15 protein-coding genes and 2 pseudogenes are annotated in these 13,474 nt (G+C 61.7%); 3 read left to right on the top strand and 14 right to left on the bottom strand.

Annotation, left to right across the window (positions count from 1 at the left end):
- Positions 1–56: 56 nt before the first annotated feature.
- From J2857_RS00420 to J2857_RS00410, 3 genes and pseudogenes are all read right to left on the bottom strand, one after another.
- Positions 57–971: a metal ABC transporter substrate-binding protein gene (locus J2857_RS00420; RefSeq protein ID WP_210008040.1), complete on the bottom strand. Its 915-nt coding sequence runs from the start codon at positions 969–971 to the stop codon at positions 57–59.
- A 190-nt stretch (positions 972–1,161) separates the two neighbouring features.
- Complete coding sequence (locus J2857_RS00415) at positions 1,162–1,527, bottom strand: nuclear transport factor 2 family protein (protein WP_210008039.1); 366 nt, start codon at positions 1,525–1,527, stop codon at positions 1,162–1,164.
- A gap of 14 nt (positions 1,528–1,541) precedes the next feature.
- Positions 1,542–1,787: pseudogene (locus tag J2857_RS00410) on the bottom strand (hydrolase); the annotation flags it as partial.
- On the opposite strand from J2857_RS00410, the pseudogene J2857_RS00405 reads away from it, so the two are divergent.
- Positions 1,785–2,420 (top strand): annotated as a pseudogene (locus J2857_RS00405) (substrate binding domain-containing protein); the annotation flags it as partial. The pseudogenes J2857_RS00410 and J2857_RS00405 overlap by 3 nt on opposite strands.
- 164 nt (positions 2,421–2,584) lie before the next feature.
- Here J2857_RS00405 and J2857_RS00400 read toward each other — a convergent pair.
- Complete coding sequence (locus J2857_RS00400; RefSeq protein WP_210008038.1) at positions 2,585–3,199, bottom strand: TetR/AcrR family transcriptional regulator; 615 nt, start codon at positions 3,197–3,199, stop codon at positions 2,585–2,587.
- A 118-nt stretch (positions 3,200–3,317) separates the two neighbouring features.
- Between J2857_RS00400 and J2857_RS00395 the strand changes: the two genes are divergently transcribed.
- Positions 3,318–3,743: a tautomerase family protein gene (locus J2857_RS00395; protein WP_210008037.1), complete on the top strand. Its 426-nt coding sequence runs from the start codon at positions 3,318–3,320 to the stop codon at positions 3,741–3,743.
- 81 nt (positions 3,744–3,824) lie between these two features.
- Positions 3,825–4,220 carry a VOC family protein gene (locus tag J2857_RS00390; protein WP_210008036.1) on the top strand — a complete coding sequence of 132 codons (396 nt, stop codon included), beginning with the start codon at positions 3,825–3,827 and terminating at the stop codon, positions 4,218–4,220.
- 91 nt (positions 4,221–4,311) lie between these two features.
- On the opposite strand, the gene J2857_RS00385 is transcribed toward J2857_RS00390, so the two are convergent.
- From J2857_RS00385 to J2857_RS00340, 10 genes are all read right to left on the bottom strand, one after another.
- Positions 4,312–4,494: a hypothetical protein gene (locus tag J2857_RS00385; protein ID WP_210008035.1), complete on the bottom strand. Its 183-nt coding sequence runs from the start codon at positions 4,492–4,494 to the stop codon at positions 4,312–4,314.
- Positions 4,495–4,660: 166 nt separating this feature from the next.
- Positions 4,661–5,542 carry a creatininase family protein gene (locus J2857_RS00380; protein WP_210008034.1) on the bottom strand — a complete coding sequence of 294 codons (882 nt, stop codon included), beginning with the start codon at positions 5,540–5,542 and terminating at the stop codon, positions 4,661–4,663.
- Positions 5,543–5,603: 61 nt separating this feature from the next.
- Entirely contained in the window at positions 5,604–5,984 is a 381-nt protein-coding gene (locus J2857_RS00375) for a hypothetical protein (protein WP_210008033.1), read from the bottom strand.
- Between the two features lie 58 nt (positions 5,985–6,042).
- Positions 6,043–7,338: an NAD(P)/FAD-dependent oxidoreductase gene (locus tag J2857_RS00370; RefSeq protein WP_210008032.1), complete on the bottom strand. Its 1,296-nt coding sequence runs from the start codon at positions 7,336–7,338 to the stop codon at positions 6,043–6,045.
- Positions 7,339–7,400: 62 nt separating this feature from the next.
- A complete protein-coding gene (locus J2857_RS00365) occupies positions 7,401–8,117 on the bottom strand; it encodes a GntR family transcriptional regulator (protein WP_210008031.1) in 717 nt (238 codons plus the stop codon).
- Between the two features lie 131 nt (positions 8,118–8,248).
- Complete coding sequence (locus J2857_RS00360) at positions 8,249–9,742, bottom strand: amino acid ABC transporter permease/ATP-binding protein (RefSeq protein WP_210008030.1); 1,494 nt, start codon at positions 9,740–9,742, stop codon at positions 8,249–8,251.
- 4 nt (positions 9,743–9,746) lie between these two features.
- Complete coding sequence (locus J2857_RS00355; RefSeq protein WP_210008029.1) at positions 9,747–10,844, bottom strand: NAD(P)H-dependent amine dehydrogenase family protein; 1,098 nt, start codon at positions 10,842–10,844, stop codon at positions 9,747–9,749.
- Positions 10,845–10,870: 26 nt separating this feature from the next.
- Entirely contained in the window at positions 10,871–11,578 is a 708-nt protein-coding gene (locus J2857_RS00350; RefSeq protein WP_210008028.1) for an amino acid ABC transporter permease, read from the bottom strand.
- Positions 11,579–11,595: 17 nt separating this feature from the next.
- Positions 11,596–12,429: an ABC transporter substrate-binding protein gene (locus J2857_RS00345; protein WP_210008027.1), complete on the bottom strand. Its 834-nt coding sequence runs from the start codon at positions 12,427–12,429 to the stop codon at positions 11,596–11,598.
- 116 nt (positions 12,430–12,545) lie between these two features.
- Complete coding sequence (locus J2857_RS00340; RefSeq protein ID WP_210008026.1) at positions 12,546–13,472, bottom strand: dihydrodipicolinate synthase family protein; 927 nt, start codon at positions 13,470–13,472, stop codon at positions 12,546–12,548.
- Positions 13,473–13,474 lie beyond the last annotated feature (2 nt).

Below are 13,474 nucleotides of genomic sequence, written 5' to 3'. Positions count from 1 at the left end.
AAAACGATGGATGCACCCGCCGGCCGGCCGGGTGCGAACAGGCGCACGGCCAGGGATCAGAGCGAGGAGGCAAGGCCCTTGGCTATGGTATCCGAGGTCACTTTCAGCAGATCGAGATATGTCGGAACCGGGCCATCGGCCTCGCTCAGCGAGTCCACATAAAGAACGCCGCCGTATTTGGCGCCGGTCTCTCGCGCCACCTGCTCGGCTGGCTTCGACGAGATCGTGCTCTCCGAGAAAACGACCCCGATCCGGTTCTTGCGAACGGCGTCGATCACCTTGCGGACCTGCTGCGGCGTGCCCTGCTGGTCGGCATTGATCGGCCACAGATAAAGTTCCTTCAAACCGAAATCGCGGGCGAGATAGGAGAAGGCGCCTTCGCTCGACACAAGCCATCGCTTGTCTTCCGGCACCGCGGCGAGTTCGGCCTTGATAGGATCTATGGCCGCCTTGATCTTCTCTTTGTAAGCTTCCGCATTGGCCTTGTAGGTCGCAGCGTTCTTCGGATCATGCTTCACGAAGGCGTCGCGGATATTATCGACATAGATCAGCGCCGCGGTGGGAGACATCCAGGCATGCGGGTTGGGCTTGCCCTGATACGGGCCTTCGACAATGCTCATCGGCTCGACGCCTGTCGAGACCACCACGCCCGGCACGTCCTCCAGGTTCTGAAAGAACTTCTCGAACCAGAGCTCGAGATTGAGCCCGTTCCAGAAGACGAGTTCGGCGCCCTGCGCCCGTTGGATGTCGCCAGGGGTCGGCTGGTAGTTGTGGATTTCCGCACCGGGCTTAGTAATGGATTCGACGACCGCGGCGTCACCGGCGACGTTTTTCGCGATGTCGGCGATCACCGTGAACGTCGTCACCGCCTTGAACTTCTCCTGAGCCGATGCCGGCACAACTGCCAGGACGGCGGCGAACGCCGCCCCCATCATTCCGATCAGGACCAGCCTTCGTACCTTGTCGCGCATGCACGTCTCCTTTTGCGAATAAGACTTAGTTGCAGTTAGTGATCGAAATGGCCTCGTCGCAGTTCGGGATCGTCTGCAACAACGATGGGCGCTCTCATTATACCCATATTCTGCAATTGCGAATGAATTGCAACAAGGAATCGCAACGGAAGGACAAAATGATTGCAGCCGGACATGAAGGGATTGCCGCCTATGCCGTTCCCGGTTGCGCGCGAAGCGCTCCTTCTTCGGGATCGAACATCGACACGCCGCCAAGAGCCGCCGTTACCGGCACCTCATTTTGGAGCACCCAATGCTCGGCCAGCTTGCCGCCCTCAACCCGAAAGACATCGATCACCACCTGCGGTTCGTCTGCCCAGCCGCGGATGCGGCCGTGGATGGCGACGAAATCGCCCTCGGCGACGATCAGGCCGGGCTCGTAGTAAAACAGCGACTGGTGGTCGTTGATCATGCCGGCCGCCCTGCATTCAGGCATGGGCAGCCGTCTTGTGGAGAGGGGATGATGCAGCTCGACAATCAGCCAGCGTATTGGCGCAGGATCGCTCGAGATTTTCATCACCCCCGCCCAGATCAGCCTGCGTTGCTCGGCACTGGCGTGTTGAGCAGCTGCTGCTCCCACAGGAACGCGATGCCGCTGCCGCCGAAGTGCTGGATGAGAATCTCGGTCAGCTCCTCGACATGCTCGGTGCGAGCCCAATCGCGTTGCCATTCGCCAGCGAGCGCCATCACGGTCATCATGTTCGCGCCGGCCGCGATCATTCGCTGGATGGCAACTTCGTGAGACTCCTTTGAAATCCCGCCCGACGCGTCAGCGACCTTCGCGGCCGCTTGCGAGTTGCCGTGCCACTTTCTTTCGGTCCGACTCGCTTCGCTCCCATCCTCGCGGAAATGGCGCGGCGCCACCCCCAGCTCCAAATCCACACGTGCTACAGTGATCGCTTCGTCGATCTCATCACGGAAGGCTATGATTGTGCGATACGGGTTGGCTATCTTCAGGACTCCAACCTGATCGCAAGACGCGTCGGACCAATCTACGGGAAGTTCGTCGCGAGCCCGGACTACATCAGGGCGCATGGGTCGCCCGAGACGCCGGATGAACTCGTCGCTCATGAGGCTCTCATGCAGGGCACCGAGAGCTGGCAGCTCATGGATGGCGACAAGATCATCACGGTTCGTCCGCAGGGACGCTTCAAGGCGGACAACGGCATAGCTCTAGTTGCTGCCGCAACAGCAGGACTCGGGATTGCTTACCTGCCCGATTGCCTAACCCATGAACATATAGCTTCCGGTGCGCTCGTGCCGGTCATGACACGTCATCCGCCACCTCCGGCCGGTGCATATGTCATCCGCCCGCCAGGTCAGCATCCCGCACGGAAGATACGGGTCCTCACCGAATTGCTGATCGAGTATTGCGAACCGGCTCCGGACCTCGCGGGTGTCGATCGCTAAACCACGAACGGCGCGAAGCCGATCCCGATTTCACAACAGCCGATGCGGGTATGAGATCGGGCTAGATACCGAACCATCACGCGGGGCCCACCGGGCCTGACAACAATGAACACCACGCCTACCCATAATCCTCTACTGCTGCGCGACATTCCGATCGGCAGAACTCAATCTGAGCTGTCGCGCTCCTCCCGCCCGCTCAGGCGTAGCGCTGCCTGCCCGACCAGATGAGCGATGCGGTCCGACATCCCAGGGTCTGATACGGCTCGGGCCAGCGTAACGCCTCCACTGAGCATGGCAAGCAGCACGATTGCCCGGTCCTCTCGGGAGGAGGCGATCGCGCTTGGATCACAATTCTCGGACAGACCCGCGGCCACTTCTTCGACGAGGTGTTGCAACTCCGCGGTATAGGCGGCGCGCGTATCATCCTCCGCACGCATCACATCAGGGGACAAACTCGGCAAGGCACAGCTCTCGCCGAGATCGCAGGTTCGCTTATAACCAAGATAGAACCCCACGAAGGTCGTCAACCAGCCTTGCGGCTCGCTGGCCTTGAGCGCCGCAATCCCTTGCCGCAGATCTTCTAAACCCGACAGCACGGCCGTACGGAAGGCTTCGCTCTTCGTTTTAAAGTGTCCATAGAAAGCGCCGTTGGTCACGCCAGCCGCCTTGGTCAATGCGTCAATACCGGCGCCACCATAGCCCTCCTTCCGGAAAACCCGTCCCGCCGCCGCTACGACCTTGGCTCTGGTCTCTTGTTTATGCTCCGCGCTGTAACGCATGCCGGCCTCATTCAGAGTAATCACTCTTTATGCCTTGCATAGAGAGTGATCCATATGTATGGATAGAGAGCGTTCGATATATATCAAATGCTGTCCCTATTCAAATCAGGAGAAATCCATGCCCATTACGCTCACAGTGCCCGAAGGCCTGCTGTCGCCACAAACGCAGGCCGAAGTTTTCGCTGGACTGACGGACGCGATCCTCGAGGTCTCGGGCCTGGCCGGGAATGCCTTCATGGCCGCCAACATTGTCGGTTCTATCAATGTGCTGCCGAAGGAACGTGTCCTTGCTGGTGGCAAACCGGTGGCGGCAGCTTTTGTCGAACTTAAGTTGCCAGAAATCGCGCTGGCGACGCCGGATGCAAAAAGGGCTTTCATCGCGAAGGCCACCGATGTCGTCGAAAAAGCCGGCGGAGGACGACTGAAGCGAGAGCATATCTGGTCAAACATCGTCTACGCTCCCGAAGGAGCCTGGGGCATAGCGGGGCGCAGCTACGACAATGCAGGCTTGGTCGACGCCATCGCGGGCACGGCTGCGCTCTAACGACTCTCATCCCGAAATTCCTCGAAGGCTGGACCGCGCGACGCGAAGAATTCGCGTTCTGGCCTAGTTGGAGACCTTGCCATGCAGCTTGCCAACTATCTCTTTTTTACGACCCAGTGTGAGGCCGCGCTTGATTTCTATGCCGAATGTGGCCTTGGCCGGGTCACGACACTAAAACGTCACGGTGATTATGGCATGCCGCTCGCCAGCGAAACCATGCGGGGTAAGATCATGCACGCTCGCTTCGAGGGACCAGGACTCCTGTTCTTCGCCTCTGACAACGACGACGCCGAGCCGATGCGCGGCTCCGCTCACATGCTCGTCATGGACGATCGCGCCACCACCGACCGATTATTCGCAGCGCTCGCAGAAGGCGGCGAGATCACCACGCATCTCGCGCTGCAGCCGTGGGGGAGTTACTATGGCAAACTTACCGATCGGTTCGGTGTCCAGTGGATGCTGGACTGCCTCGCGTAATCATGTCGTCGCACATGAGCCTGCACTGAGCGATGACCCCGCGATCACGAGACAGAAATCGCTCCCTGAGCACACACTTCTGGTAGTGGGTCTATGAGGCGGCGGCGAGAACGATCGCGATCGCGAGAAGCAAGGGACCCATCCACTTGAAGTGACGGACCACCGGCAGCCGGTTTTCCAGATTTTTTGATGACTGCAGATAACCAAAGCCCACGGACGTCATCCATAAGCCGGCGCAAAACATGATGAATTCGTCGATATAAGCTGCGATCATGACGCTCCTGCTCTCGAGCCGTTGCCACAAATCCTTCCTGAACCTCGCCTTGATAATCGGCGCGGTCCTCAACATCCACGCTGGCTCCAATGCCTGAGCCTGTACCTGCTCCCAAATGGCAGCCTCTGGAGAGACTATCATTAGGCCGCGGCGCGACCGAAGCTGCTCATTTCCGACCTGGAATTTCGCTCGCTAGCCTCGGCGAAGCGGGATCGCGAGCAATTCCAAGGCGCAAGGGTGTACGTGCGAATGCTTCCAGACAGGCTGCCAGCCCCTTAACCGTCGCTTCGAGGATCAAGATGCCGTTTTCAACGGTAGCCTTTGCGGGATCTCCGAAATAGCCACAGTCGTCAGCCTGGAAGATCGGCGGCCAGCCTGCCCCGAACGCCGTTATGGGATCGTCCACGTGACCTGGTGCGATCCATGGCTGCACCAGACGAGCAGGAAGCCCTTCGATCGCCGATTGAACCCGCTCCCGCGCTTCGGAGGACATCAATGCCATTGTCAGCGCCACCTCCTGCTCGCAGGCATGACCGGTTCGTGGCAGTCCGCCTTTCAGAAAGGGCAGCCAATCCTTTTCGCCCGGCGCGAAATAATCGACCATACCGACCGCGTACCCATCGGTCACCATCTGGGCGCAGAGCGAGCGTAATGGCGCCGAGTTGCCTCCGTGACCGTTGACGAAGACGACGCGCGGAAAACCTGCGTCAAGAATTGACCGCACCGTATCGGCAAGCACGGCCAGATAGGTTTCCAGCCTCAGGCTGATGGTGCCGGGATGGCTGAGATGATGGGGCGAAAAGCCGACGGGCACGGCCGGAGCCACAACGATCTCCACCCCGGCCACCCGGCTTGCCGCCAACTCTGCAACCGCGGACGCCAGGAAGGTATCGGTCTCCACCGGAAGGAAATCACCGTGCTGCTCGATCGCGCCGGTCGGCACGACGACCAATGCCCCTGCATCCCGCTTGGTCGCGAGTTCCGCGCGCGTCAACTCGGCCCAGATAAGTGAAGACGGCGCAAAATGCCGAGGTGCAATGCCTGTCATGGTGGTTTCCCTCATGCCTGGTGCGACGGGCGATGGCCGCTCGACTCCGCCCGCACTGGAATTACATGTCGCCCGCCTCTTTTGACGGATTGGCGCAGACGGCAATCACGAGGCCGGCTTCGCCGATAATGTGGCGGTAGCGGTAGTTCACGGGCAGGTACATCGCATCACCCGGCTTGAAGATGTGCTCCTCGCCGGTCTCCTCGACGATCTGCTTCGACCAGCCATGCAGGCAATAGAGGATCACTTCATGCACCCCATCGCCTTCGACCATCGTGTCGAAGTGCGGCATGTAGGTGGTGATATGAAAGGAAATCGACGAGCCATGCAGCTTCTTGGTGACCAGCCGGTGGCTGAATTCCTGGCCCGGGTGCACCCAGGTCAGCGCGACCTCTTCCTGGCGCGACCATTTGATCTTGCCGCCCACCGTTTCTTCGCTCATGTCATCACCCCTTGGTTTGGAGAAGTTGGAAATTGGGATTTGCAGATGTGTGGCGGCCTTATCGGAACCGCGCTTCGAAAGCGTCTCGCGCCTCCCAGACCGGGAGGATGAGATGCGGTCCAAGTCCGGATATGCGACTGAAGGGGATCGGGCGCGGCGGTGTCAGCGGCAATGTCAGATCCGCGTCAGCGACCTGTCCGGCAAGCCAGGGGCCGATCTCGCGTCCCAGGGCTGTCGTCAACGCCACGCCACGGCCGTTGCAGCCGATCACAGCGTCAATGCCAGGCTTGAGGCGCATCATTCGCGGCAGGAAATCCAGTGTCCCGGCGATGATCCCGGTCCACGAATAGTCCACCCGGATCTCCGGCAGATCAGGAACTATGCGGCGCAGTCGGTTTGCGAAGAGCCTGCGGGCCAACGCCATGCGTCCGGGCAGCGGCGGCACCATTCCTCCCGTGACCAGCCGTCCGTCCGGAGACCAGCGCAATGCGAATGTGTGACGGCGCGTATCCGCGACCGGCGCCATATCCGGCAACAGGGTCGCGCGAAGAGCCGGGGGCAGCGGCTGGGTGGCAATCTGGAAAACACGGGCGGGTATGATCGACGCGCGCAATTCCGGCAGCAAGTTGCCGATAAGGGCGTTAGTGGCCATGAGCACGCGGCGAGCGCGGACTTCGCCGCCTGCGGTCATTACGCGCCAACCCTGCCCATCCGGCTCGATACCCTTTGCCGGACTCTCACCGAACAGCCGCACGCCTGCCGATATGGCCGCACGCGCAAGCCCGTGCGCATAGGCCAGCGGTGTGATCTGTCCGCCGGACGCCACCCGAATTCCACCGTGTAAAGAAGGCACCCCCGTACGCTTCAGCATGGCATTGCGATCCAGCCACTCGGCATCCACGCCGGCTGCCAGGAGCGGCGGAATGCGGGCATGCAGCGTCTCTTCCGCTGCGCGGCAATGGGCAGGCTGTAACCAACCGTTCTGGACTGGATCGCATTCGATGCCGTGACGCGCAATCAGATCGAACACCGCCCTGCCGGATCCGGCAACGAGTTTCAGCAAACGCTCCGCATGATCGGCGCCAAGTGCTGCCACGACCTCGGAGGGGCCTAGCGATGTCTTGAGGCTCGGAACCACAAAGCCGGTGTTGCGCCCGGACGCGCCGAAACCGGGCTGATGGCTTTCAAGCACGACGACATCGATACCTGCCTCGGCCGCATGCAGGGCGGATGAAAGGCCAAGGTAACCTGCGCCCACCACCACGACATCAGCGGTGACCGCTCCCGTCAACTTTGCGCATTTGGGTGCGGATGGCGTGATTGCCTCCCACAATGACCCGACTTCCATCATCATTCCTGTCCATGCGGGACCTGAGGGCCCGCGCCTTCCTGAGTTCTGCACCGGATGTTCCGGCGCTAGAGGTTGATCAAGTCGTATCCCCGCCCCGTTGCCAGCGCCTGGAATAGACCCTGGCGGGTCTGCTCGTTGTGACGGATCATGATCTCCCGTGCTGCCGCCTTGTCACGGCGGGCCAGGGTTTCCACGATCTGGTGGTGGGAGACGTTGGTTTCGTTGTTCACATCCCGCAACTGCGCGCCGAGATAGAAGAAGCGTTCGAGCGCATCGATCTGGCTAGTTAGGAGCTGGACGAGCCGGCCATTGCCGGTCGCCTCCGCGATTGCCAGATGGAATTCCCGGTTGGACCGAATGAACGGAGCCAGACTGAGCTCCTCGCCCTGATTGTAGGTCGCATCGGCAAGCGAATTCAGGCGATCTATCTGCTCCGGCGTCAGCTTCGTACAGGCGAGTTCGGCCGCTCCCGCTTCCAGGATGGTTCGCACGTCGAACAGTTCGTCCATGTCCGCAAAGGTGATCGGCGTGACCTGATAGCCACGGCGCGGAAAGGACCTGACCAGTCCTTCCTGCCGCAACGCCGCCAATGCCTCGCGGGCCGGCGTCTTGGATATGTCGAAGCGCTCCGCGACTTCGGCCTCGTTCAATTCCTGACCCGGCCGGATGACGCATGTCAGAATCTGGGTTCGCAGCGCATCATAGACCTGCTCGGTCAGCGAGGCCGGCTTTGCCGGCTGCACCACGCGCCGCCTCTTCCTGATTGCGGTTACCTCACCCATGCATTCTCCTAGATGTAGTTCGGCTTTTCGGTCTGCAATCCAGCGATTGCCCGAACAGATATGCACGTCCAAAGCGCAACGGGTAGACAGCGTTCCTTACCAGCAAGCAATTCCACGTGGCTTATCCCTGACTATTCGCGAGACAGAAAGGCGCGGAAGTAATCCGGCGCGTTATCGCAGAAAGCCTGCTCGCGCGGCAGATCCATCAGAAGTCGTCCACGCTCCATGTAGACGATGCGGTCGGCGATTCGTCGGGCAAAGCCGATCTCATGGGTGACTATCACCATCGTCAAACCCTGCCTGGCCAGGTCGGCCATCACACCCAGCACGCCTCCGGTCGATTCCGGGTCCAGCGCGGACGTGGGTTCATCGAAAAGCAGGGCATCCGGCTTCATCGACAATGCCCTGGCAATGGCGACGCGCTGGCGCTGCCCGCCGGACAGTTCCACGGGATAGGATTGCACCTTGTCACCAAGACCAACCTTGTCGAGCAGCCCGTCCGCAGCAGCCAGCGCTTCTGCCTTGGCAATACCGAGAAGCCTGCGTGGGCCGAGGGCAACGTTCTGCCGCGCCGTCATCGTCGGAAACAGGGCGAAACTCTGGAACACCATGCCGAGGCGCCGGCGACGCCTGTCGAGCATACGCTCCGGTCGCGGGATATGGCGCGCCGCATCGGCCCATGGCAGGCTTTCGCCATTCAGCAGCACGTCGCCGCTGTCCGCCGGCTCGATCCAGTTCAGCGCGCGCAGCAACGTGCTCTTGCCCGACCCCGACGGTCCGAGGATGACCACGACTTCGCCCTTGCCGACCGCAAGCGAGACATCGTCCAGCCCTTTGACCGGGCCGAAGCTGCGGCTGAGATTGCGGGCCTCGAGCACCGGATGGAGACGGGAAGGCGCATCTGGTCCCAGATCCGCTCGCACCACGCTGCGCTCGACGATCGGCGGCGGTGCGGACACGTGGCTGGAGGTCTTCAGCGCGACCGCTTTTTCTATCCGGTGCTGGATCAGCGTCCAGATCGTCAGGATGACGAGATACCAGAGCGCGACGGCCAGGTAGACTTCCAGCGAACGGGTGGTCGCTTGGGCGAGTTGCTGGGAGACGCGCAGAAGCTCGGCGAAGGAGATGGCCGCAAGCAGCGACGTGGCCTTGATCATATAGCTGAAATTGTTGCCGAGCGGCGGCACGATCGCCCGGATCGCCTGCGGGAACACCACCTTGAGGAAGATCTGCCAGGGATGAAGTCCCAGCGCCAGGCCTGCCTCGCGCTGGTCGCGCGAGACGGACATCAGGCCACCGCGCACGATATCGGCCATGCGGGCGCCCTCGTTCAGGCCAAGCGACAGCAGTCCGGTCGCGATCAGGCTCAACGGAACACCCATCTGTGGCAGCGCAGAATAGAAGAACAGGATCTGCGCCAGAAGCGGCGTGCCCTTGAATACCCAGATGAAGCCGAGCGCCGGCCAGCGCATCACCTTGGGTGCCGCCAGCATGCCCGCCAGAACGAAGCCAAGGACGGTTCCGATCGTCTGGGCAACGACGGCAACCCAGATCGTCACCCAGGCTGCCTTCAGCAGCAGAGGCGACGGAAGGATATCCAGGAATATGCCAGCGTCGAAGCCCACGAAATCAGACCCTTCTCGTCACCGGCAGGTAACCGGGCTTGGCCTGGCGCGACGGATCGACCGTGTAGCGCGCAACGCCGCGTACGGTGCCGCCTGTCGGAAGGTCCAGCGGAGACACGAGACCGGGCTCGGCATCGGCCAGCGGCACGATCGTGTTGGCCATGATGTTGGCCGCGCCGAACAGCGACTGCATGGCGGGCTTGATTGACATTTTGACAGGCATGGCACCCTCGATCTCGATCCGATCCTCCTCGACGAGGTTGAACTTTTCCGGCTGATAATACATTGCCAGCGAAGTGCTGAGCACTTCCCTGCCTTGGTGCAGCGCCCGGGCACGCTGGGTGATGCCGATGACGCGGCCGGGCGGCAGGACGCCCAGCGTCGGGTCGCCGCTGTCGACTTCGAAATCGGCCGTTTCCAGATCCCATGCCTCGGTGATCTCCTCGATCTCGAGGTTGAGGGCATCCGCGATCCGCGTCAGCGATTCCGGCGCACCCATGTGCCCCTCGACGCGACCATCGGCGATGCGGCGGTTGAATTCCTCCGGCGTCAGGCCGTAGCCAACGTGCTCGATATCCCCCGGCCCCGTGCCGGTGACGTCGATGCAGCGATGGATGGTCAGGCGCCTCACCGCACTGGTGCCACGTGCCAGCACAAGCGGAAGCACGTCGTAGGAAAAGCCTGGATTGATGCCAGTGCCGGTGATCGAAACGCCGTTGGCGCGCGCCGCGCCGTCCAGCGCCTCCGCGAACTCGCCATAGCGAAGGCCGGGATAGAACATGGATTCAGCGGCCGACACCACGTTGAGGCCGGCATTCAGGGCGGCAAGCAACTGGTCCCTGATGAGGTGAGGCTTGGATTCCGTCATGTGCACGAGCACATCCGGCTTCTTCGGATGGCCAGCAAGCGCCGTTGCGAGGTCGCCGACGATCCTGACGCCCCCAAAACGCTTGCAGCCCGTCACGTCGGCAAGCGTTTGACCGATCTTGGCGGCATCGGTATCGACGGCCGCAACGATCTCGACGGACGGATAGTCGGCTTCGAGTACCCGCAGCAGCCGCCCGCCCATGGCGCCGACACCGAACAGAACAACGGTCTTCATCTCAGTTTCTCCGGAATACGAGTGTCTCAACCCTTCGCCGCCGGGATCGCGACGTTGGTCATGTTTCGTTTGACGCTGCCGGCTGCGGCGTAGCGCTCGAGCTGGCGCTGCACGATGATCCAGGCGGAATACATCAGCAGGTACCAGAAGGCGGCAACGGCGTAGAGCTCGATGACAGCGTAGGTTTCGTTGATCGCCGTTCGCGTGACGCGCAGAAGCTCGCTGAAGGAAATCACCGAAAGAAGCGAGGTGGTGCGCATCATGGAGGAGAATTCATTGCCGAACGGCGGTAGGATCAGCCGCACCGATTGCGGCAGGATCACGTGGATCATCGCGCCCAGCCAGCTCATGCCCATGGCGCGCGCCGCCTGCATCTGGTCGGGTGGTACGCTCTGCATGGCAGCGCGAATGATTTCGGACATGTAGGCGCCCGAGTAGCAACCCAGGCCGATAAGCCCGGCCTCCAGCACCCCCAGGCGGATGCCGAGCTGGGGCAGGCCGAAATAGAGCAGGAAGAGCTGTACCAGCGGCGGGGTGCCGCGCCACAACCATACCCAGGTCCCGGAGAATATCCGCAAGACTCTGTGTCGCGACAGGGCGCACAGGGCCAGGATGAGCCCGATGACGGTTCCGATCGCCTGCGCAGCGATCGCGACCAGCAGAGTGACGCCAGCCACGGTGGCAAACCGTGGCTGCGCCAGATAATGCAGAAATGTCTCGACCGAGAACTGCATCGTCAGCCCATGTCAGATCATTGCGGGTTGAGCACGAAGGCATCGACCGGAGCGACACCCCATTTGTCGACGATCTTTTTGTAGGTGCCGTCCGCCCGCATCGATTCCAGTGCCTTGACGATCATCGCCGCCAGCTCGGTATTGTCCTTCAGCGTGGTGATCGCAAGGCGGTTGGCCGCGTTGCCGGTGAAGGCCATCTCGAAGGGCGCCTTGCTCGTGGAGATGTAGTAGGCCGCCTGCGGGTCGTTCAGGTATGCCGCATCGACCTGCTTGGTCGCGGCTGCCTGGATGGCTTCCGAATTGGAGTCGAACGCGCGGATGTCGATCGCCTTCTTTCCGGCGGCGACCAGACGATCGCTCTGGGCTTGGAGGTTCTTGTTCGTTGTGCCGCCGGCGGCGACCGAAACGACCTTGCCGGCCAGACCGTCGAAGCAGGCATTGTAGCTCGCCGGCATACCGATCTTGCCTTCGCATGAGATGCCGCCCGGATTGCCCTTCGGCACCATCAGGCCCTCGCCCCACTGGACGTATGCGATCATGTTCATGATCTTCAGACGATCCGGATTGATGAAGATCGCCGTGCAGAGGCTGTCGAACCGCTTGGCCTGCAGGCCTGGGACGAGGCCCGGAAATGCAAGGTTGGTCCATTCGACCTGCTGGCCGAGGCGTTTGCCGATCTCGCCGCACATGTCCACGTTGAGGCCATCATTCTGGCCATCGGGGCGGATAAACTGGTTCGGCGCCGCGGCAAAGTCGGCGGCGAAGGAAATCTTGCCCTTGGTGATGGTCGGATCCGCCAGTGCGGAGGTGGCCATCATGGCAAGGAAAGCGAAACTCAGTGTTTTCTTCATTGTGTCATTCCCCTTTTTTGGTTGGTCTGGACTTGCTGGTAATTTTCGCGTTCGGGCTTAGAGAATTGGTTCCTGGAAGTTCCGCAGCGTCTTGCGTCCTGTAAATCCGTAATCCATCAGCCCAGCTCCCCGAGACGCTTTTCCTGGCGGCGAAGCAACCGCTCCACTTCTGCCTGCGCCGGTGCATCCAGTTGAGCACCCGGCTGGCGTTGCGCGGCCGAGGCAATCGCGCCGCGCCTGGCGAGCACGTATTTGCGGACGGCAAGCCCGACGCCGGGCTGCTGTTCGTACCGGACGAGCGGCAGGTAGGCATCGAAGAGGTCCTGGGCGCGATCCATCTCGCCGCGGCCTGCCAGATCGGTGACCTGCACCAGCATTTCCGGGAAACCGAAGCCGGTCATGGCACCATCGGCGCCGCGCGCGACCTCTTCCGGCAGGAAGACGCCGCCATTGCCGCACAGCACCGAGATGCGCCGGCGACCCTTCTTCTCCGCGTCGCGAAGCTTCGAGATTTTCGACAGGCCCGGCCAGTCCTCGTGCTTGAGCATGACGATCTGCGGCAGGTCGTCGATCAGGCGCCCGAGAAGTTCGTCGCTGATCTGCACCGTCGTCGCCAGCGGGAAGTCCTGAAGTACGACCGGCACGTCCTTGCCGAGGAAGGCGCAGGCCTGGCGATAGTAGTTCAGGATCTGCGCATCCGTACGCAGGCTCATCGGCGGCGCGATCATCACGCCGGCAGCACCCTGTGCCATCGCCTCGTGGCTGACCTCGGCGAGCGCCGCGAGACCGGGCGACGAGACGCCGACCACGACCGGCTTGCCCTGCGCCCGCGAAATGACACGCTGGATCACCTGACGGGACTCGGCACCCGTCAGCTTGGGCGCTTCGCCCATCATGCCGAGAACAGTCAGCCCATCGGCCCCGGCGGAGAGGTAGAAATCCGTCACCCGATCGAGGCTGTCGAGGTCAAGGGATCCATCATCCTTGAACGGCGTGACCGAGATCACGAAGACGCCACGCGCCTTTTCTGTGAGAGGTGCCATCG

It is taken from the genome of Neorhizobium galegae (assembly GCF_017877055.1).
Taxonomy (GTDB): Bacteria; Pseudomonadota; Alphaproteobacteria; order Rhizobiales; family Rhizobiaceae; genus Neorhizobium; species Neorhizobium galegae_D.
Note: the sequence above shows the minus strand (reverse complement) of the source record. Positions and strands in the feature narration are given on the sequence as shown.

Bases quoted from the DNA above. Each gene is read 5' to 3' on its own strand.
- J2857_RS00420 (WP_210008040.1), bottom strand. From the start codon at position 971: ATGCGCGACAAGGTACGAAGGCTGGTCCTGATCGGAATGATGGGGGCG.
- J2857_RS00415 (WP_210008039.1), bottom strand. From the start codon at position 1,527: ATGAAAATCTCGAGCGATCCTGCGCCAATACGCTGGCTGATTGTCGAG.
- J2857_RS00400 (WP_210008038.1), bottom strand. From the start codon at position 3,199: ATGCGTTACAGCGCGGAGCATAAACAAGAGACCAGAGCCAAGGTCGTA.
- J2857_RS00395 (WP_210008037.1), top strand. From the start codon at position 3,318: ATGCCCATTACGCTCACAGTGCCCGAAGGCCTGCTGTCGCCACAAACG.
- J2857_RS00390 (WP_210008036.1), top strand. From the start codon at position 3,825: ATGCAGCTTGCCAACTATCTCTTTTTTACGACCCAGTGTGAGGCCGCG.
- J2857_RS00385 (WP_210008035.1), bottom strand. From the start codon at position 4,494: ATGATCGCAGCTTATATCGACGAATTCATCATGTTTTGCGCCGGCTTA.
- J2857_RS00380 (WP_210008034.1), bottom strand. From the start codon at position 5,542: ATGACAGGCATTGCACCTCGGCATTTTGCGCCGTCTTCACTTATCTGG.
- J2857_RS00375 (WP_210008033.1), bottom strand. From the start codon at position 5,984: ATGAGCGAAGAAACGGTGGGCGGCAAGATCAAATGGTCGCGCCAGGAA.
- J2857_RS00370 (WP_210008032.1), bottom strand. From the start codon at position 7,338: ATGATGATGGAAGTCGGGTCATTGTGGGAGGCAATCACGCCATCCGCA.
- J2857_RS00365 (WP_210008031.1), bottom strand. From the start codon at position 8,117: ATGGGTGAGGTAACCGCAATCAGGAAGAGGCGGCGCGTGGTGCAGCCG.
- J2857_RS00355 (WP_210008029.1), bottom strand. From the start codon at position 10,844: ATGAAGACCGTTGTTCTGTTCGGTGTCGGCGCCATGGGCGGGCGGCTG.
- J2857_RS00350 (WP_210008028.1), bottom strand. From the start codon at position 11,578: ATGCAGTTCTCGGTCGAGACATTTCTGCATTATCTGGCGCAGCCACGG.
- J2857_RS00345 (WP_210008027.1), bottom strand. From the start codon at position 12,429: ATGAAGAAAACACTGAGTTTCGCTTTCCTTGCCATGATGGCCACCTCC.
- J2857_RS00340 (WP_210008026.1), bottom strand. From the start codon at position 13,472: ATGGCACCTCTCACAGAAAAGGCGCGTGGCGTCTTCGTGATCTCGGTC.